Consider the following 18,972-nt stretch of genomic DNA (forward strand, 5'->3'; position numbering starts at 1 on the left):
GACAGGAAAGATCGCGGAAGGACTGGCCAACGTGCGCGAGGGCATGTCAACGTAGACGATCTCGCAAGAAACCGCAGGTCAGATAGGTGATAGCCCGTGACCGTAGCCCCCATGAGTCCCGGTTTCTCCACCACCGTCGAAGCGCTCCGACTACGGCAGTGGCAGCTCGGTCCCGGCCAGCCGACCCTGGTCATGGACCAGTTCTCCGCCGAGGACTTTCACCTGGTCGTCGATGACCGTGCGGACGTACACGTCAGCAGCAAGGACGGCCGCTTCTACCTCGGCTGGTTCCCGCTCGGCCGTCCCGGCACGGACCGCGAAGGTTGGAAGATCGCGGTCACCGGCACCGCCAAAACGCCCGGTTACCAAGTCTCCTTCGACGTCGAGACGCCGGCCGACATCGTTGCCGCAGCCGTAGCCCGTGTACTGGAGACCTCTCGCCTCCTCTGACCTGCGGGGGCTGCCCGCTCGCATGCCGCCGGCCGAACCGAGTGCCGGCCGCTGTCCCTTCCCTCGTTCTCTCGCCCCAAGGAGGATGCTCGTGACGTCTTCGGAAATGACCGTCGCCGACCTCATCGACCTGCTCGCAGCCTGCGACCCAAGTGCTCCGGTGCGCCAGGCCATGAACCCCTTCTTTCCGATGGCCCATCGCTTGGCACAGGTCCTGCAATCGGTCGACGAGACCGGCCGGACCGTCGTCTACCTCGCCGAAGGACGCGAGGAGGACGCACAGCTCGGTCACCTGCCGCCCGAAGTCGCCATCGAGCTGACGTGGCAGGGCCCCGTCCAGGCGCCCCCGCGCCGCCCCCGCCGCCGCGCCGGCGGCAACTAGAAACGCACCGAGCCTTTGGAGGCGCCCCTGTACTCCCACCTTCAGCCCGACCCGTCGGCCCCACCCGCGTTCTGGGTCGGCCCCCGCCACCTGGCAGGTGACGACGGGCGCCCGTACGACGCCGTGGCCGACGCTCTTGCGGGCCTGGGCTGGACAAGCCTGACGATCGTCCGCGGACGGCTCGAGCCGGACGAGGCGGAGCAGGACCGTCAGGTCCTGCGCAGCACCGTCCTGCACATCAGCCCCGACGGCCTGCGCTGGGCCCAGTGGTGCTTGGCCGACGAGCCGTTCCACCTGGGTGAACTGCCCATCGCCTGGCAGATCTCCGCCCGTGACCGGGCGAACAGCCACGCCTGCTGGTCGGCCTACTTCACTCGCGATGTCCCCGGCGAGGCGGTTGCCGACTTCCTCCTCGCGCTCGACGCCCACGACCAGCCCACTGTGCCTCTGGCTTGCGCCGAGGCCGTCCTGGACGCCGTCGCCGCCCAGGGATGGTTCCGCGACATCGACCAGCCCCAGGCCGCGGCGATGGATCCGACGGGCGCCTCACACATCAGCCTCGGCGAGGTGCCGCCCCTCATCCAGGACGGCGACCCGCGCGTCCTGGTCACCGAATCTGACGAGGTGGGCCCGGCCGGATGGCAGGCATGGTCCGAGCCCGTGCTCGGCGCGCCCTACCTGTGGGTGGCCTCGTTCGCCGCCGGCGTGCCGCACGATCTCGTCGCCGTCTTCGCCGCCTCCCTCAGCTCGACCGCACCGGTCCTGCGCCAGGTACTGCCCGAAGCCACCCAGGAGCGTCTTCTGCGCGCGCCGGCCACCTGACCGTCTCGCCGTTCCGAAACGAAAGAAGCCCGGCTCCCTCCCCGGTGGAGGGCGCCGGGCCTTCTTGCTTCCCGGACACCGTCGTCCCATCTGCCCCGCAAACGCACTGCTGCCTCCGACCTTCCCGGGTCGGAGGCAGCAGTGGGTTACGGGTGCAGATCAAGGCGTTGCGGTGGCCATGGCGAGGGCCCGATCGAGGTGGCGGTCGACGAGGGCCGGAGAGCCGGAGACGACGAGCAGCAGGCTGCCGTCGCGGATCGCGGTCTGCTTGAGGACCGTGCTTCGTCCACCGGCGGTGAACGTCAGGAGCTGGCTCCACTGCTCATCACCGCGGTCCTGGGGTGCAGACAGCTTCTGCGTGGCGATGTCGATCGGGGCGCTGCCCGCGAGGACCTGATAGGTCGGGCAGCCGGTCATGGCGTCGAAGATCCGGTTGGTGCCGTCTGACAGCTTCGTCGGGCTGTCGCTGTAGAGCTCCTCGGAGATCCCCGAGGAGCTGCCGCCGTAGGTGAAGTCGGCCTTCGCCTTGTGCGGGAAGGTGAGCGTGCCACCGGTCGCCACGTCGCCGCCCAGCTCGCTCAGCGCGGGGCAGCCGAGGACGGTGACATCGTCGTGCTGAGCCGTACGCTGCGGCTTGGGCAGGTAGCCGCTGCCGAGGTCAGCCTCGGTGAGCAGGCGTGACGCCAGCGCTGCCGAGGTAAGCGTGGCCGGTTCGCGGTGAGCGTCGGCCAGCCTACCGGTTCGGCTGGAGGAGGCGGTCTGCTGGTCGACTCCGTCGGTCTTGGGGGAGCAGGCGGGCAGGGCGAGGAGGGCGGCGGTGATGCCGAGGGCGGTGGTGGCGACGCGAACGCGCATGACGGAACTGACCCCTTGGTGTTAGGTGACGGGTGGTCAGTGCGGGCCCGGGGGCCCGGTGGGGTCGTAGGGGTGGTGGTCAGTGCCCGAGGTGGCGCAGGCAGTCCTCGAACGTTTCGTGCGTCGCGTCCGCCGGTCCGCTGTTGCGGTTGTACCAAGCGGTGTCCAGGCGGGTCTCCCGCTGCTGGTGGCCGGCCCTGCATCGCAGCCAGATCTGGTCGCGGGTGGAGAGGATGAGCCAGTCCCGGTAAGCCCCGCACTCGGCACAGGCGGTCATCTCGCCGTCGAAGACCAGGGGCTGCTTCCAGGGCATCATCTTGCCCTCGACCTGGTCGTGGCTCGGCACGCGCAGCTCCGGCGGAAGGAAGTCCGGTGCCGCAACGGTCGGCTCGTCGCTCTGCGGTGCGTCCGTCGGCGCCCCGTTCCACGGCGGCATCTGGTGGTGTCGTGCGACCAGCTCGGCGAGCTGCCGCTCCACTTCGCTCGGCCCCTTGGCCCGGCGGCGTATTCGGTGAAACACCCTGGCGTCCTCCTCTGCCTCGTCACCTCGTCCTGCGCGCTTCATGATCGTGCCCCACGCCCCCGCTGGCTTCAATTCACAAAGTCCACAGTCTCCTCCGACCAGGTCAGCAGGGGTGCTTGGGTGCATCGAGCGGGCCTAACGGCCCGGGCGGGCGGCTTCTTCGCCGCTCCGTCGCTTGCCGGGCGCGGGGCGGCTCGTCGCCGTCCCGCGCTTCGTGGACCGGGTGGTTGTGGTGCCGGTCTCGGGCAGACGGGAGGCGTCGGCGGGCAGGTTTGCGGCTCGCCGCATCCGCCACACGAGCACGTCGCTGAGGGACTCCGCGGTGCCGAGTTCACGCCCAGCGGCAACCTCGGGGAGCAGAGCGGCCGGGTCGTAGCCGGCGGCATCGGCTTCCGCGACGGTGGCGGCCAAGGCGTACCAGCCGGGCTCCGCGAGGATCTGCTCGGCCAGATCCGGCAGGGCCTCGCGCAGCAGCGCGGTCTGGTGCTGGAGCATCGGCCGGCTCAGGCGCCGACCGCGCTCGTAGAGAACCCCGAAGGGCTGCGCGGCGGCGGCCTGGTAGGCGGCGCGCAGGTGATGAGCGGCTCGGGTGGCGGCCTCGGCCTGCTGGGCATGGCCCTTGCGAGCATGCCAGTGCGCGGCGGCCGTGATCAGGAAGAACAGCATGTCGATCGCCATCGCCGTGGTGGCTCCGTCCTCACCGCGGCCGAGCGCCGGGCCGCCTTGGACGAGCTCGCGAGCGGCCTGCCGTAGAGCGCGATCGTGGCCCCGTACGGCACGGACGTGGGACCGCGAGGCTCGCTCAAAAGCTGTTGCCGCGTCGCGAAGTTGGCGGCGGGTGTGGGCGGCGGACGTCTTCGCGAGGGCGTCCAGGACCTCACCGGCCGCGGCGATGTGGGCGGCGGCGACCGCGTCCTCGTCGTGCTCGAAGACGAGCACGGCCTGCCACAAGGCCGAGGCCGTTCCGCGGCGTGCAGCGGCCGGACCGTCCGACCCCGGATGGATCGCGTCGTTCTTGGGGGTAGCCAGGGCGTCGGCGGACCAGCGTTCGCGGATGCGGGGCAGCGACAAATCGGGAGCCAGACGGGCGCCAGGGTAGAAGACCGGCTCGCCGTCCTTGTTCAGGTCGTCGGGTAGCGCGACCTTGTATCCGAGCAGGTCGCCGGAGGGTGCGGCGCGCTTTCGGATCAGGAGGCCGGCGGCGGCGAGCCGGTCGAAGAACTCCTCATCGCTGCGCGCGCCGCTCACCGCGCGTCGTACGGCTTCGCGCAGTTCCTCGCGGGCGGTGCGCTCGCGGCCCTGCCGCTCGGCCTTGTGGCGTTCGGCGCTGGTGGGACGCTTCGCTGCGGTGCCGTCGCCGGGGGCGACCTGGTGGAGGCCGAGTTCCTTCTCGATGAGGCGGGCTTCGGCCTGGGCGCGGGCACCGGAGCGAAAGTCGTCGGGGCGGTGGCCGTCCTCGGTGACGAGGGTGGCGACGATGTGGATGTGGTCGTCGGCGTGGCGCACGGCGGCCCAGCGGCAGCCGGACTGTCCCTCACCCGGGTCAATGCCCGTGGCGGCGACGATGCGACGGGCGATGCCGGCCCATTCCTCGTCGGTCAGGATCCGGTCGCCCGGGTCGGCTCGTACAGAGGTGTGCCAGACGTGCTTGGCCAGGCGGGCGTGCCTGGCCAGGGCCATCATCGGCTGGTCCAGGAGCCGCTGGAGGTCGGTGAGGGTGGCGTTTGGGTCGCGGCCGGGGTCCGGGGACATGCCGTCGAAGGAGGCGACGAGGTGGGGATCCGTGTGGTCCTCGTGCTTGCCGGTGTCGTAGAGGTAGTAGAGGAGACCTCGGGTGTCCGCTCCCGACGGGTTGACACTTGGGATCATGAGCCGTGGTGCTCGATCAGACAGGTGGCGGCCTGATGGGCGGTGTCGGCGGCACGCCGTACGGCGGCGATGGCCGCTTCGAGGTGAGGAACGTCCACGCCGGAGTTGAGCGCCTTGACTGCCTGGTTGAGGTTGCTGCCGGCCCAGCCGAGCCGACGCCGGCTGTCGAACAGGGCGGTGATCACCTCGCGTTCGTCGGCGATCTCTGCGCTGGTACGGCTGAGGTCGCGGGCGGCGGCGAGCGCGGAACGGGCGAGGAACCCGGCGACGGACAGATTGCACTGGGCGGCGGCGGACTTGATCAGGGCGTACTCGTCTTCGTTGAATCGTACGTTGGGCTGGTGCAGGCGCTTCTTCTCGGGCGACTGACGCGGACGCTGACGGGCGCGAGGAGCGCGCTGTCGGGGCGCGCGCGGCTCGGTCGGCTTCTCCTCCTGCCCCGGCTTCGATCCGCCCTCGGTCGAAGCCCGAAGGACCTGCGCCCCCCGGTGCAGGTCCTCTCCCGCCCCCTCGGGGGCGGGTTCGGCGGAAGCTACGCTTCCGCCCCAACTTGCTCGCCCCGGGACCGAGTTGCTGTCGCGATCAGGTTCCGGGGTGGTGTCGTACATGCGGGCGTTCGTCATCGAGATGCGGGCCTCTTGGAGCGGGGGGAGTGGTGGATGGTTGCCGCCGGCGCGGTGACGTGAACCGGCCCGTCAGGGCGGTCCTGGACGAGCCACTGCCCGGTCGGTGTACGCAGCGCGCGGACGACGTCCGCCCAGGCATCGGCCTCGGCCACGGTGGGTTCGGAAGAACGGGGTGGACGTGGAGTCACGGCATACCTTCTGAGCAGGGGCGGTGGCCCGACGTGGAGCCGGGCCACCTGTGCTGGTAGGGGCCTTGAGCTGGCGGCCTTCAGGGTCAGCCGCACTCGGGGCAGCGCCCGATGTGGCTGTTGAGCGCGCGGGCCATCCGCTGTTTCGCCGAGGCGGCCTGCTTCGCGCTGGACTTCGCCGCCGGTCGGCCAGCGTGCCGTTCGGAGTGAGCGAGCATGAAGCCGATCTCTCGCTCGTACTCGGCCCGGACGGTGTTGAACTGGTGGCAGGTCTTCATCGGGAGGTGCTCCTCGTCGTGGTGATGTCCGTGTTCCGCAGCTCCTGAAGGACCACCCCGAGGCGGTCGTTGCCGACTCCCGTGAGGCCCTGGCGGCGGATGATCTCGCGCAGCTGCACTCGGGTGATCGCTCCGTTGCCGTCTCGTTCGAGCAGGGCGGGCACGTGAGGGCGTACCTCGCGGACGAGCTGGCGCTCGGGCTCGCCCAGCTCGCGTGCCGGGCGTTCCGTCTGGGGAGAGCGGGACCTGGTGCGCTTGTTCTTCGTCGTCCGGCTGGTCCGCGTCGTCTTCCGGCGGAGAGGGACCTTGTGTCCGCGGTCCTGGGTGGTGTCGGTCCCGGACTCGGGGGTGGTCGGTCCGCGGTCCTGGGTGGTGTCGGTCCCGGACTCGGGGGTGGTCGGTCCGCGGTCCTCGGTGCTCTCGGTCCCGGACTTCGCGACGTCAAGTCCCTGGTGGGAACTTCGGCCCTGAGCTGCTATTTCGCTCGCATTACGCTCGGTCTCAGTGACTTCTGCAGCGGTCCTTTGGACCGCACCGTCTGCCTGCTGCTTGGCCTCCCTCGGCACTCCTGTCTGGGCGCCCCTGGTCCCTGCGCGGACCGCTTCTTCCGGAGCTGCATCGTTGGGGACCGGTCCCCGCGCAGTCCTCGGTCCTCGCTTCGGGACCGGCCTATCGGAGTCATCAGGATCGGAGCCGGGGACCGGAAGGTCCGGGACCAGCTCTGGGGGGATGATGGCCGCCGACGCACTGCTGTGCGCCGAAGACCAGGGAGAAGGAAGCGGGACCGTGGCGAGCGCGAGCGCGTGTCGACGGGCGGCGAGTTGATCAAGCAGCTGTGCCCGCTGGAGGGGGTCGGTCCCGACCGAGGCCCTGCCCACCGCCTTCGACAGGCGTCGAGTCAGACGCCGGCCACGACGGTTTCGCTGCTGCTCGGGTGTGCGCTCGGCGAGGCGGGCAGCGAGGGTGACGGCGCGGGCGGTGGCTCGGTCCCGGGTGATCTGTGCGGCGTCGCGGTCTCGCGCGGCGATGCCCAGACGGGAGAGCAGCCGTTCGCGTACCTCCCGACCCAGGACGGCGACGAGCCCGCTGGAGGCGGCATCGGGGGTGCGCAGGCGCAGCTCGATGCCCATGGCCAGGTGCCACAGCATCGCGGCCATCACGGGGCCGACGAAGGCGCGGACTGTGCCGCCGATGGGGCCGCTCTCGGCGTAGGCGGGGATCACCTGCACCGTGGTGATCACCCAGACCAGCGTGCCCGGCAGTCCGGGGGCGCCCTGGACGGCGAGGTTCTGCCGTGCCATCAGCGCGGTCGCGAAGAGCGCGAGTTCGGCGGCGGCGAACATCCCGGCGCGCTCGGCGGTGCCGGCCATGTCCAGGTAGTCGGCGGCGAAGCGCCAACTCGTGTCGGCGCTGTACGCGGTGCAACCCAGCGCGGCGATGGCGGCGACCTTGACAGCGGGGCTGCCGAGACGTTTCTGCGTTCGAGTTCCCCGGCGTCGGATGGTCCAGGCGGTCAACAGGAGCGCGAGGGTGGCGGGCACGACGGCGGCGAGGAGGAGCGGGAGGTCCGAAGCGGCACCGAAGTGGGTCATGCTGCCTTTCCGAGAGAGGCGGCCGCCGAAGTCGACGCCGCCGGGCGGGCTGCCGGCTGCTGAGCGCTGGGAGCTGCGGGCGCAGGCGTGTTCTTGGAGGTCTTCTTCCGCTTCTTCTTGAAGCGGGGGATGCCGTAGTTGCGGTCGCGGTCGAGGACCTTGTTGGCGGCCTGGCGCAGCAGGTCACGGGCGTGCTTGGGGCTGATCTGCAAGGCTGCGGCAAGACGGTCGGGCAGCCAGCCCCGGACGTAGGCGTGGTCGATGGCAACCTGCCGCTCAGCCTCGGTCAGGTGCACGTCACGGCCCTGGAAGAAGGCGATCACGCGGCGGTGGTCCAGGCGTCGATGCAGGTTGTCGTGCAGGGGACGCCGTTCGGCTTCGGTGAGGCCGCCCCAGACACCCTCTTTGAGGACGTTCTCCAGGGCGTAGTCCAGGCATTCACGGCGGACGGGGCACCAGCCGCACAGCTCCTTCGCCTCCGCGATCTCCTCGTGGTCGCGAGGGCCGGGGAAGAAGACGGCGTCGGCGTCCTCGACGTCCATGCCGTGGCACGCTCCGCGGGTGTGCCAGCTGGTGTCTCCAATGCCGCGCAGGCCGGTGGCCGGCGCGTCGTGGGTGGTGATGTGGCGCAAGGCGGGTCTCCGATGTGCTGCCGCGTCGGCAGGCCGAGGCGGTGCTCGGCGGGGCGCGGCGTGGGTCCGGCTGCGGGGCGCAGTGGGTGTGCGCCCGGCAGCCGGAGCGGGACGGTGATGTCGCGAGGCGGCGCAGCAGCGGGCTGCAGGCGCCGGGTCAGCGGATCAGGCCAGGGCGGGCTGCTGAGCCTGCTCGGTGCTCTGGGCCTGCTGGGCGGCGGCGAGATCGAGGCGGCCGGGGTGTGGAGTGGCACGTGGAGTGATGGCGCGTACTCCGTCGTTGGGGCCGATCCGCCGGCGTCGGCACGGTTCGCCGGGCTGGGCCAGGCACCACTCGCACCGCACGCTCAGGGCATCGGGCAGCCCCTGCTCGACCGCGGCCTCCCGGGCTGCGCGCGCGGGCCGGAAGGGTGCGAGAGCTGCACGAGCGGCGGGCGGGATGGGGGATCCGATCGCCTTCAGCCGCGCCTTCAGTGCCGGGTCCATCCCGTCGCGAGCGCTGGTGATCGCGAGGGCCTGTGCGGGCTGGGCGGTGCCGGCGGCGACGGCGCGGCGGTTGCCGACCAGCTCGGCGGTGTAGGCGGCCTGGTCGTCCGGGTCGGCCGTGGGCGTGGGGTCGGAGTGCCGAGCCAGTCGCTCGCGCCGGTAGCTCTCCCAGGGCCGGCCCACGTCCGCCGGGAGGATCGCGTACGGCGAGGTGCGGTAGTGGTGGCGGGCGACGGCCAGAGCGTCCCAGCCGTGCGGGGTGGCCACCGGCACGTCCCCGAGCAGATGGTGCCACTGGGCGAGCTGCTCGCGGGCCTCGCCTTCGTCGGTGCGGGTGGTGCGGGGGTCCAGGCGGCCGATGTAGGCCAGCAGGGCGGCGATTTCGCGGCGGTCCACGGTCAGTCCTCCGTTCCGGTCGGCTCGTCCAGGGCGCGGAGCAGGGCAGCCTGGTGGGCTTCGGTGCGGGTCATGCCGTGCGGCGGGCGGTGGCCGTTGTCGGGCACGGCGTGCAGTCCGCGCCGGGCCGGGGGGTGCTCGCGGGTGATCCAGGCCCGCCAGTCCGCGGACCAGGCTCCGGCGGAGCGAGGCGTCCAGTCGGAGCGGTGCAGGCGCCACTTCGCGTCGGCAGCCTTCAGCCCTTCCTCGCCGAGGCGGTCGAGGTGGCCCTGCTGGCGGGCCCAGGCGTGGGTTGCCGGGTCGACCTGCCACTCGCCAGCCGGGACGACGGCCGCACCACTACTGCTGTACCTCCGGTTCAAATCACGTTCACTAGGGTTCTGGGGGTTGGAATCCGTACCGTGAGGGGTTCGGATTCCTGCCCTTCGACGGGTCGGATTCCGTCGCGAGGGTGTGGAATCCGACCCGGTCGGATTTCTGCGCGAGGGGTCGGAATCCGCGCTCTGTCGGGGCCAGATTCCGTACCGCTGCAACCCCTTCTCTGCGTCGGCGTCGAGGTCCGGAACGGGGTCGGAGTCCGTCGGGGGCTCGACGTAGGCGTCGGGGTCCTCGTGGCGCACGGCTGCGACCTTGGCCAGCCAGGAGGCCGCTCGGGGCAGGCGGTACACCGAGCTTCGCTTGGGGCCCTGCAGGTGTCGGCGCTCCACCAGCTCGCCGCTCTTGTCCAGCGCGGCCAGAGCGTCGCGAACGGCGGTGCGGCTGGCGTTCGTCCGCTTCATCAGGTCGGCTACGGAGGCCCAGACCACGCAGCGCTCGTCGGGAACGCGATCCGCGACCGCCAGGAGGACCAGTCGCGCGGTGCCCCTACTGGAGCTGTGGTCGAAGACCCATTCACGTACGTCCTTGCTCATCGGCCGCCCCGATCGAGCGAGCGGTGGTGGCCGCGCACCAGACCGGCGCCGGCAGACCCGGTGCGTGGGCTGGAGGGTGCTGCGGCCAGGGTGGCTGCCGCGCGGACAGGCCGGACGGGCCTTTTGCGCAGGGCGGGACCCATGTAAGAATCTCCTTTGGTGTTGCCACGCTGAGACGCCCCGTGGAAGGGATCAGCGTGGTGATGGTGGCGATCACCGCCCTTGCACGGGCGGTACAGCCGTTAGCGTCCGGCGTCCGGGAGTTGCACCTCTCGGGCGCCGCCGCTGTATCAGGACCTATTCGGTCCGAAGTTTCTGCACGTCACAGCTCTCTGTTCGCGTCGGTCGGGCTTCTGGCCGACTGGGGACGACGAACATACGCACGGCTTGGCGTCAAGGTCCAGAGTTGGCTCTTAAACCCTGTAGAAGTCGCGGGAGCGGGCGCGACGGCGATGGAGCGATCATGGGCGGATTCCCTGGCGGGTGCGTCTGGCGTGAGGTCGGCGCGGCCCTTCCTGGGCCTCACCAGCAGCTCAACACTTCAGTGAAGCTGCGATCGGAAACCTACGCCACAGTGATCCCTTCTTGTCAATACTGAAGTGAAGCACCTTGGGTGTTGGCCCCTGAGGCTGCACTGCAGTACAGTCCGGGGCTCAGCGTGCAGATGGGAGGAGTCGGATGGTGGAGTCCAGCGAACCGGTGGGGGCGCCAAGCGGCGCGGCCGGCGCTCGGCGCTCTTTGGCCGACAAGCTCAACCACCTCTTCGAGACTAAGAAGAACCCTGCGACCGGCAGGCCCTACACCAATGCCGAGGTGGCCAGGGCGACCTCCATGTCGGAGAGCGCGATCAGTCAGCTCCGGAGCGGGGCCAAGCCCAACCCCACCCTCACGACGGTGGAGAGGCTCGCCGGCCACTTCCATGTGAAGGCGCAGTACTTCTTCTCGGACTATGACGCCGAAGAAGCCGAGAAGGTGCGCGCCACCATCGAACTGATCGAGGCGGTGGCCGACAGTGAGGTCCGCGGACTAGCGCTTCGCGCCAACGGCCTCTCAGCGGACAGCCTCAAGATGATCACTGACGTGATCAACCAGGCGCGTCGCTGGGAAGGGCTCGACAAGCCCGCTCCGTGACGTGACCCTTCTCACCCACTGGGCGGATTTGGCCTATATGCCTTCTAGGTCCTTCAAGATCACATTGAGGGGCCGTCTTGTCGTGTGCAAAGCTCCGCTGGAACCACGCGGAATGATGGGTTCCGGTTAGTGCGGGCCGCGCCAGCGCCGACTCGGGGGCTACAGCAAGGATCTCGTCCATGTTCAATCGGCGTTTCGCGCGCAAAGAGGCGCAGCTGAGGCGACTCTGTGAGGAGCAACTGCGAGGGATCGAGATATCGGATCCTGATGCGGTGGATGAAATATGCCGACAGCTCGCTATCAAGCGGGGCCGTCCGCTTTACCTCCACGAACTCCCTGAAACTGGCGGGGCGAACGCTCCCTGCGGAATGGTCCTGTCATTCGACCATGGGGATTACGTGTTCCACGTGGCGGCAACCAGTGAACGGCATCGCGCGCAGATTGTGCGTCATGAGCTGGCCCATCTCCTCCTCGGACATGCCGGGACCAACGAGAGCGTTGTGAAAGCGCTGCTGGGCGTCCTCCCGGACGGGGTGGATCCTGCGGCCGTTCTCTCGGCCCTGGGCCGGACAAGCTACGACAGCGAGAGCGAGTACGACGCCGAGATGGCCGCCTCCTGCCTCGGAGAAATCTTCCGCGACCTCGCTCACTCCGGCCGCGAACACGGCCGCTCCGGTTTGGTCTCGCGGCTCGACGACGCACTGGTCCACCCGCGGAGGAACCGCCGATCATGACCACACCGACCATCATCGCCGGCATCCTCTGGCTGGTGGCTCTCTGGCGGCTGCCCGCGATCCGGCACTCCCACAAGCAGCGGAGCCTGGCGCTGACCCTGGTGGCCCTCGCGGCTGCAATGACCTTCGAGGTGCCCCAGGTCAAGGAGATGGTCGATGCCGTCGTGGGGGCCGAGGCCAGGCTGTCACCGCTACTGAAGCACCTGCTCGGTGTCACCTCGGCGGCCTACCTGCTCGACTTCGTCATTGCGGTTGTCCGACCACAGGGCTTGGCGCGCCGTACGCGGCTGGTGGCCGCGGGCGTGACCCTGCCCCTCATGCTCACCTTCTACGCCTTGGCGAACTGGACTCCCGGCGGACCGGTCCGGCTCGGTGAAGGCCGCGGGGCCCTCTTCCCCGTTCTCTACATGACCGTCTTCACGCTGTACATCGGCATCGCGATGGTCGTAGCCACATGGCTGTTTCTCGGCGGGGTCCGCCACAGTCGGACCTTCCTCGGGAAGGCCGGCCTCGGCTTCCTGGGCCTGGGAACTCTGCTCGGAAGCCTCTACGCCCTCCAGCGCATCGTCTTCGTGACGATTCAGCTCAGCTCCGGAACCCAGTACCCGGGCCTGGCGAATTCGCTGTCCACGACGCTCAAGCAGGCCACGGTCCTATCGGTCGCGGTCGGCGTGTGCCTTCCTCCGCTCTCCGTCGCCGTGGAGTACATCGCTGCGGCGATCACCCTGCACAAGTTGCGCCCCCTCTGGGTTCAGCTCACGGAGGCGGCCCCGCACGTGGTACTGACGACCTCCGTACACAGGAGGCGCATCCCCTTCCGGCTTGAGCGTTGCGTCATCGAGATCGAAGACGCCTGCCTGGCGCTTCGGGAGTACGTGTCGGTCGACCTTTACACGTCGGCGCAGAAGTTCGTCCTTCACCGAGCTGTCCACCCGCAGCATGCTGATGCGGTCGTGGAAGCCTGTTGGCTACGGGTGGCCGTCCAGTCCTCTCGGAATGGCGAGCGCCTACGAGGTGTGGAATACCCGCCTCTGGGCGTTACCGGACGGGACAGAGAAAGCGAGCTGTCGTGGCTGCGCCTCCTTTCCCATGCGTACTTCTCCTCACCAGTCGCTGCAGAATTCGTCCGGAAAGAACAACCGTCCAATACCCCTGCGCAGGGTAATTCGGAGGGATCTCCTCACAATGACCACTGACGTTCGCCCCCACGAGTCACTGCTGGCCCGACGGATCACTGACTGGCTTGAACCGAAGAACTGGATCATCGCCGTCACCCTGCTGGTGGGTTGGCACACCGCGCACTGGACGGGAGTGGCCTGGGGAGTCGTCGGTGCCCTGTTCGCAGCCGTCATCCCGATCACCTTCATCAAGTACGGCATCCGCAAAGGCCACTGGGGCGATCGTCACGTCGGCGCGAAGCCAGCCCGACTCGTCGTGATGGCCGTCATCCTGCTCTCGGTAGCTACCGGCATCGTCCTGATGCTCGTTGCAGGAGCGCCGCGAACGATGGTCGCGCTCATCGTCTCGATGCTGGTGACCCTGGCGATCCTCGCCGCGATCACCTTCGCCTGGAAGATCTCTGTTCACCAAGCCGTATCCGCGGGCGCGTGCGCGATGCTCGTGCAGACCTACGGCCCATGGATGGCGCTCGGCTTCCTCCTGGTCATCGTCGTCGGCTGGTCCCGTGTCGAACTGCGCGACCACACCCGGAACCAGGTGATCGCCGGCACAATCCTCGGCACCATCGTGGCTGCAGCCGTCTTCCATCTCGCTGGCTGACCCGCTTTCCGGTTGGCGACTTCACGCATGAACGAGTCCGGAAGCCGCCATGCCGGACGGACGGTCTCTCCGTTCGTCTTGGACCCGCTGGAGACCGGGTGCTCGCACCCCCGCCGGGGTGGGAGCGGTCGCGTGGTGGGCCTCGATCTCAGAGCACCTGACCCGTTCCGGGACGCGGAGTCTGAGTTAGGGGCTTGCCGGTGATGAGGTACGTGGGCCCGTCGCCGGTGCGGGCGCGTTCGACGGCCGCCAGGCGGGCGTAGGGCACTTCGCCCATCAGCTCCCGCCACTGGACGAGGTCATGGATGGCGTGCAGGTCGTGTTCGGCCGGGTCAAGGCGGATGGCGCGCAGCTGGTGGGGGGTAAGGCGTCCGCCGTCGAAGACGAACCCGACCTTGCCCATCGGCCAGTGCAGTCCGGGCAGGAGGTAATGGGTCAGGAGCAGGCGAGGCTCACCGTGGCCGAGGTCGAGTCCTGTCTCCTCGGCGGCCTCGCGACGTGCGGTCTGCAACGGATCCTCGCCGGCGTCGGTGTTGCCGCCGGGGAACTGCCACAGCCGGTTGCCATAGATCGAGCGCAGTTGAACGGGGCGGTCGTGAGTGTCGCGGACGTACAGGCAGCCGTAGACGGTGTGATGGGGAACCGTCTTGACGTAATCGGCCCCGGACATAGGCAGCGGGCGTCCCGGGCGTCCTGGGCGGTGGTCGAAGGGGATCGCCAGGACGCCCAGGTCTTCCTGCTCGGGCGAGTAGATGGTGCGCAGAGTTTGCAGAAGTTCGTCGGCGCTGGCATCGGCGTCGATGCGGCGGAGGTCCTGGGCGCGGAGCAACTCTGCGAAGGAGGCGTGTAGCGCGGGGGGTCCGGCGATGACGTCGAGCTGCCGGTCGCTGCCGCGGTCGTGGAAGACCAGGGTGTCTCCTTCGGCGATGGCCTGCCTGCGGGATGTGGCGGTGCGCACCTCGATCGTTTTGCGGCCGGCCTCCACCTGGGCGTAGTAGCGGGGGAGCAGGTGCATGTGGTGCTCCCGCCGCGACTGGTGCGGGGTGGGCTGAGGAAGAGGCGTGGGGGCGGACTGGGCGCTGTCAGACACGGTCGCCTCCGGCGAGCGCGGCGGTCTGGGGCTGCTGGGCAAGGGGCGGGGTCGGCCACTGGAAGACGAGGCGGGAGGCGGTCTTGTCCACGACGACGCCGTCGGCGGGGAGGTCGTGGTCGGGGGTGGTGGCCGGGTGGACGGTCATCGGGGGGTATCCGGTGGGGCGGATGTGCTGGTCCCAATCCCGTACGCACTGGGCCAGGCGCTCGGCCATCGCGGGTCCGGCCGGTCCGTGCGACCAGACCACGAACTCGTACCGGGACTCCTGCGGCGTGGCGCCCTGGCGGCGGGGGACGCAGGTCAGGTAGGCCAGGGACCCCTCGGCCACGAGTGCCGGCAGGTGCTCGGCGCCGGCGGCGAGCAGTGGGGTGTCGGTGGCGCGGTCGCAGGTGAGAGCGCAGGCGCCGGGCAAGGTGGTGGTGGCGTAGATCTGCAGGGTGTCGTACGGGCTCTTGCCCGGGAGCAGCACGCCGGTGGGCAGTTCGTGCCGCTCGGCGTGGAGAGCTTCCTCCAGTCCTTCGCTCTGGGGTGGGGGGCCGTCGTGGACGTGCACCTGCACCCGCCCGTCCGTCAACATGAGTACCGGGCTGGGACGGGTAGCGACACCGCGGTCACGGACGAATCCGCACACCGTCCAGCCCCGCGCGTGCAGTACGTCGCCGCGCCGCTGGAGCGTGACGGCGCGTGTGTAGCCGTGGATCGACAGCGGCAGCACCAGGTGGCCGCCCTCGGCGAGCTGGGCGCGCCAGGCGGGAGCGACGTCCCAGCAGTTGTAGGTGATCATGCTGCCGTCGAAGCCACCGCGCGGTACGAGGTGGGCCGGGGCGCCGAGGGCCGCGTCGCCTTCGACGACGCTGACAGCTCCGCTGCCGGCCTCCGCGTTGAAGGCCCGGGTACGGCGTACGACCCACGGGTCGATGTCGACGCTGACCACGCGTCCTTCGGCTCCGGCGGCGTGGGCGATCAGCTCGGCGTTGTACCCGCCGGAGCCTGCCTCGAAGACGCTCGCGCCCGGCGTCAGGCGCAGGCTCTCGACCATGTCGGCCTGCAGCCACGCCGCGGAGACCGAGCTGATGGCCGTCCCGGTCTCGTCGCGTCGGGTGACGACGGCCCGGTCGCCGCCGTCGTACGCGTCCGCCAGGCTCACTTCCGGGGCGAACCGATGGCGGGGCACGGTCCGCAGCGCGTCGCGGACGGGTTCGGAGGGGGCCCAGCCGCCGTCGATCACCGTCTGGGCCATCTCCTGGCGCAGCCGGGCGGCCTCTTCCGGCTCACCGGGCACGGGCGGCCGCTCGGCGACGAGCGGGTAGGACACCACCGATGGCAGGTCCGGGATGACGCCAGGCCACACGCTGTCGAGCGCGAGCGCGGCCGGGACGAAGACGTCCCCGACACGGGCGAGAGCGTGCAGGTCGAAGAACTCCCAGCGGTCGAACTTGTCCGCCTCCGCGTTGGTCAGGGTCCCCGTCCACGCGGTGATGCGGACGACGGCCGTTAGCCTGGGGATCCCGTGGCTGTCGTCGACCAGCATCGTCACCACGTGCGCATCGCTCAGGTTGGCGACCAGTCCTGTCTCCTCGGCGAGTTCGCGCACCGCGGCGGCGGCGAAGCCCTCCGGGCCGGTGGTCTTGCCGCCCGGCAGCTCGAGCATGCCGCGCGTCGACCGGCCGAGCAGGACCCGGCCGGCGTCGTCGGTGACGACGGCGAGAGCGCCGGTCAGAGCATGACCGGTGGTCGGTCGCTTCTCGACCGCCCGGGTAGCGAGCGGGCGTGGCCCGCGCAGCACCAGGAAGGCCAGACCGTCCGCGTCCAGCCGCTCCACCGTCTCCCATCCCGCACCGAGCAGCGTGATCTCGTCCTCGTCCAGGGCGATCCCGCACCGCTCCGCAGGGGTGTTCTCGACGGTCGGGGTGATGACGACGAGCGCGCCGCCCTCCCGCAGCCGCCGGCTCAGCTCGTGAACGAGCCGGTTGCGGTCCCGCACGAACGGATACACCAGCCGCATCGTGATCAGGTCGTACCCGTCCTTGTGCAGCGGGGCCGGGTCGTCGCGTTCGATATCCAGCCGCAGCCAGCGCACGCCCTCGATGCCGGCGTGCTCCTCGCGGGCCCGGGCGACCGCGCTGTCCGCGAAGTCGACCGCGTCCACGGTGTAGCCGGCCCTGGCCAGGTGGGCGGCCAACTCCCCCGTGCCGCAGCCCACCTCCAGCGCCCGGCCGCCGCCCTCGGGTACCGGGACGTGCTCCGCAAGGAGGTGCCGTTCGCGCTCACCGAGCGGCCGCCACCCCTTCCCCTCGCCGTAGTGCTGCTCCCACTCGCCGCGCTCTGTGTACGTCAACGTGCTGCTCCTCGTGTCGGTCGGGTGGGGATCAGGGGCGCTGCGGGTTGCGCAGCCGGGCCAGGGTGCGCCGTCCGCGCTCGACCAGCTCGGGGTCACCGTGGGTGGTGCCGTAGGCGATGCCGGAGACGGCGTCGAGGACGGACAGGACCGTGAACTGGGCCTCCTCTGCCGGGGTGAAGGGGCGGCCGTAACCGTCCATCACGGCCTGGAAGAGGTCGGGCCGACCGTGCCAGGCGTCGGAGAGCCGGACGAAGTCCCGCACGGCCGGGCCGCCTTCGGCCCGTTCGAAGTCGATGACGTAGAGGACGTCGGCCCTCTCGTCCCAGCGCAGATTGCGGAGCTGGAAGTCCCCGTGCGTCGGCACGTTCTCCACGGGGGACAGGCCGGCGGCCCTCTGGACGGTGGCTCGGGTGAACTCCTCGTCGCCGGGCGCGAGATGAGGCAGGGCGCCGGCCAGGTGCCGCTCCACCTTGCCCAGCGGCAGGGTGTCGGCGGCGGGCCGGGGCGGGGTGCTGTGGTGGATGGCCGCCGCGAGCTGCCCGATGCGGTGGAAGATCCGGCGCTGCTGCTCGGGCGAGTGGACGGCGCCGTGCAGGGTGCGGCCGCCCACCGCGGTGAGCACGACGGCCCGCAGCGCGGGGTCGGCGGCCACCAGCCGGGGTGCGGCCGCACCGAGGCCGGGGACCCAGCTGCGCAGGGCGTCGACTTCGCGGTGGTGGAAGCGGTCGTTCTGGTGGATCTTGATGTACCACTCGCCGCCCTCGGCGCCGACCGCCCGCCATACGCGGCTCTCCTCCCGAGCCCAGGACACGTCCGTCCACGCGGTGATCCGCCCTACCGCCTGCTCAGCGAACGTGCGCACCGCCCGCTCCGGGACCGTGCCGCGCGTGGCAGGGTCCGGCACCAGGACCAGCCGGTCGACGGACCGGTCGTAGGCGATCGGGTCGCCGGGCTCCTGGAAGTGCACGGCCATCCGCGCGCCGGCTCGGTAGGCATCCAGCCCGGCCCGGCAGTACGCCGCCATCGGCTCCGGCAGGGCGTCGAAGGAGAACCACCCCATGGCGTCGCACACCTGGTGCTCCCTGACCTCCGGGGTGCCTTCCCACCGCCGCACCTCGAAGAACATCCCGACCCTGGCGTCGCCGCCAGGGGCGCGGTGGTGCACGGTGACGGCCGCCCGGACATCAGCCGGGTCGATGACGACACCGGACTCCTCCTCGGCCTCGCGCACCAGAGCGGTGACCATGTCCTCCCACGGGCCGTCCAGGTGCCCGGAGACGAGATGCCAGCAGCCGGCCGCGTACACGTCACCAGCCCGCCGGGACAGCAGCACCTCCGGCCCCGATGCGCCGTCGCGTACGGCGATCAGGTGGACGTCGAGCGGCTCGGTGTGCCGCCGGGCGCCGCTCACGCCGTACCGCCGGGGCGGCGCGCGAGCAGCACGGTGAACACCGCGTCCTCCGTCAGGACGCCGCCGTCGGCCTGGTCCTGGAGCAGCCGGAGAGCGACGGCCTCGAAGTCGGGGTGGCGGCCGGCGAACAGGGCGGGGCGAGCGAAGCTGGTGGTGCGCAGGTAGCCGATGACCTTCTCGGGCGCCCAGGTACGGGAGACGGGGAAGCGGTGCTCGGTCACCTCGCTGAACGCCGAGTCGGCCAGGTCGTCCTCGTAGGAGCGGCCCGGCCCGTCGTAGGTGCCGCGGGTGCCCGCGCGGCGGTCTTCGCCGAGGTAGCTCTGGATCAGCTCCCGTAGGGCGGCCGTCCAGTCGGCCTCGTGGGTCCAGAGGCTGCCGTCGCCCATGATCGCCATGACCGCGTGGGGTGCGGCGATCCGGTCGGCCATGGACAAGACTTCCGGGCGGGCCATCCAGTTGGTCGGCGCGCTCAC

Annotated in this window: 20 protein-coding genes; 7 read left to right on the forward strand and 13 right to left on the reverse strand. The window is 70.4% G+C overall.

Going from position 1 to position 18,972, the window contains the following annotated elements:
- The first annotated feature begins 96 nt into the window (after positions 1-96).
- The 3 genes from ACH4N1_RS23330 (at position 97) to ACH4N1_RS23340 (ending at position 1,654) form a co-directional block, all read left to right on the forward strand.
- Positions 97-450, forward strand: a complete 354-nt coding sequence (locus ACH4N1_RS23330; protein WP_398099734.1) for a DUF317 domain-containing protein — start codon at positions 97-99, stop codon at positions 448-450.
- A 91-nt stretch (positions 451-541) separates the two neighbouring features.
- Positions 542-832, forward strand: a complete 291-nt coding sequence (locus ACH4N1_RS23335; RefSeq protein WP_384511419.1) for a hypothetical protein — start codon at positions 542-544, stop codon at positions 830-832.
- A 15-nt stretch (positions 833-847) separates the two neighbouring features.
- Positions 848-1,654, forward strand: a complete 807-nt coding sequence (locus ACH4N1_RS23340) for a DUF317 domain-containing protein (RefSeq protein WP_398099736.1) — start codon at positions 848-850, stop codon at positions 1,652-1,654.
- Positions 1,655-1,813: 159 nt separating this feature from the next.
- Here ACH4N1_RS23340 and ACH4N1_RS23345 read toward each other — a convergent pair whose 3' ends face one another.
- From ACH4N1_RS23345 to ACH4N1_RS23385, 9 genes are all read right to left on the reverse strand, one after another.
- Positions 1,814-2,509 (reverse strand): hypothetical protein, encoded by a 696-nt coding sequence (locus ACH4N1_RS23345; protein WP_398099738.1) that lies wholly within the window; start codon positions 2,507-2,509, stop codon positions 1,814-1,816.
- A gap of 79 nt (positions 2,510-2,588) precedes the next feature.
- Positions 2,589-3,029: a hypothetical protein gene (locus tag ACH4N1_RS23350; RefSeq protein WP_398099740.1), complete on the reverse strand. Its 441-nt coding sequence runs from the start codon at positions 3,027-3,029 to the stop codon at positions 2,589-2,591.
- Positions 3,030-3,167: 138 nt separating this feature from the next.
- Positions 3,168-4,901, reverse strand: a complete 1,734-nt coding sequence (locus ACH4N1_RS23355) for a relaxase/mobilization nuclease domain-containing protein (RefSeq protein WP_398099741.1) — start codon at positions 4,899-4,901, stop codon at positions 3,168-3,170.
- On the reverse strand, positions 4,898-5,509 hold the full coding sequence (locus ACH4N1_RS23360) for a plasmid mobilization protein (RefSeq protein WP_398099743.1): 612 nt from the start codon (positions 5,507-5,509) through the stop codon (positions 4,898-4,900). The genes ACH4N1_RS23355 and ACH4N1_RS23360 overlap by 4 nt, the downstream gene beginning before the upstream one ends.
- A gap of 292 nt (positions 5,510-5,801) precedes the next feature.
- Positions 5,802-5,993, reverse strand: a complete 192-nt coding sequence (locus tag ACH4N1_RS23365; RefSeq protein ID WP_398099745.1) for a hypothetical protein — start codon at positions 5,991-5,993, stop codon at positions 5,802-5,804.
- Positions 5,990-7,585, reverse strand: coding sequence for a hypothetical protein (locus tag ACH4N1_RS23370; RefSeq protein ID WP_398099747.1), 1,596 nt, complete (start codon positions 7,583-7,585; stop codon positions 5,990-5,992). The genes ACH4N1_RS23365 and ACH4N1_RS23370 overlap by 4 nt, the downstream gene beginning before the upstream one ends.
- Complete coding sequence (locus ACH4N1_RS23375; protein ID WP_398099749.1) at positions 7,582-8,217, reverse strand: WhiB family transcriptional regulator; 636 nt, start codon at positions 8,215-8,217, stop codon at positions 7,582-7,584. The genes ACH4N1_RS23370 and ACH4N1_RS23375 overlap by 4 nt, the downstream gene beginning before the upstream one ends.
- Positions 8,218-8,382: 165 nt before the next feature.
- A complete protein-coding gene (locus ACH4N1_RS23380) occupies positions 8,383-9,099 on the reverse strand; it encodes a hypothetical protein (protein WP_398099751.1) in 717 nt (238 codons plus the stop codon).
- 2 nt (positions 9,100-9,101) lie between these two features.
- On the reverse strand, positions 9,102-10,010 hold the full coding sequence (locus tag ACH4N1_RS23385) for a helix-turn-helix domain-containing protein (protein WP_398099753.1): 909 nt from the start codon (positions 10,008-10,010) through the stop codon (positions 9,102-9,104).
- A gap of 678 nt (positions 10,011-10,688) precedes the next feature.
- Here ACH4N1_RS23385 and ACH4N1_RS23390 point away from each other — a divergent pair.
- The 4 genes from ACH4N1_RS23390 (at position 10,689) to ACH4N1_RS23405 (ending at position 13,654) form a co-directional block, all read left to right on the forward strand.
- Complete coding sequence (locus ACH4N1_RS23390) at positions 10,689-11,141, forward strand: helix-turn-helix domain-containing protein (protein WP_398099755.1); 453 nt, start codon at positions 10,689-10,691, stop codon at positions 11,139-11,141.
- Between the two features lie 179 nt (positions 11,142-11,320).
- Positions 11,321-11,875 (forward strand): secondary metabolite protein, encoded by a 555-nt coding sequence (locus ACH4N1_RS23395; protein WP_363087847.1) that lies wholly within the window; start codon positions 11,321-11,323, stop codon positions 11,873-11,875.
- Positions 11,872-13,071 carry an MAB_1171c family putative transporter gene (locus tag ACH4N1_RS23400; protein WP_398099757.1) on the forward strand — a complete coding sequence of 400 codons (1,200 nt, stop codon included), beginning with the start codon at positions 11,872-11,874 and terminating at the stop codon, positions 13,069-13,071. Before ACH4N1_RS23395 ends, ACH4N1_RS23400 begins: the two co-directional genes overlap by 4 nt.
- Positions 13,061-13,654, forward strand: coding sequence for a hypothetical protein (locus ACH4N1_RS23405; protein WP_361647045.1), 594 nt, complete (start codon positions 13,061-13,063; stop codon positions 13,652-13,654). The genes ACH4N1_RS23400 and ACH4N1_RS23405 overlap by 11 nt, the downstream gene beginning before the upstream one ends.
- A 148-nt stretch (positions 13,655-13,802) precedes the next feature.
- On the opposite strand, the gene ACH4N1_RS23410 is transcribed toward ACH4N1_RS23405, so the two are convergent.
- Genes ACH4N1_RS23410 through ACH4N1_RS23425 form a run of 4 tightly spaced genes read right to left on the reverse strand, consistent with a single transcriptional unit; the run spans position 13,803 to position 18,972 of the window.
- A complete protein-coding gene (locus ACH4N1_RS23410) occupies positions 13,803-14,744 on the reverse strand; it encodes an NUDIX domain-containing protein (protein WP_398099759.1) in 942 nt (313 codons plus the stop codon).
- Positions 14,737-17,085 carry a methyltransferase, FxLD system gene (gene fxlM, locus ACH4N1_RS23415; RefSeq protein WP_398099761.1) on the reverse strand — a complete coding sequence of 783 codons (2,349 nt, stop codon included), beginning with the start codon at positions 17,083-17,085 and terminating at the stop codon, positions 14,737-14,739. Before fxlM ends, ACH4N1_RS23410 begins: the two co-directional genes overlap by 8 nt.
- A 31-nt stretch (positions 17,086-17,116) precedes the next feature.
- Positions 17,117-18,499 (reverse strand): phosphotransferase, encoded by a 1,383-nt coding sequence (locus tag ACH4N1_RS23420; RefSeq protein ID WP_398099763.1) that lies wholly within the window; start codon positions 18,497-18,499, stop codon positions 17,117-17,119.
- Positions 18,496-18,972, reverse strand: coding sequence for a hypothetical protein (locus ACH4N1_RS23425; RefSeq protein WP_398099764.1), 477 nt, complete (start codon positions 18,970-18,972; stop codon positions 18,496-18,498). The genes ACH4N1_RS23420 and ACH4N1_RS23425 overlap by 4 nt, the downstream gene beginning before the upstream one ends.

The organism is Streptomyces sp. NPDC017202, assembly GCF_044331705.1.
Classification (GTDB): Bacteria; Actinomycetota; Actinomycetes; order Streptomycetales; family Streptomycetaceae; genus Streptomyces.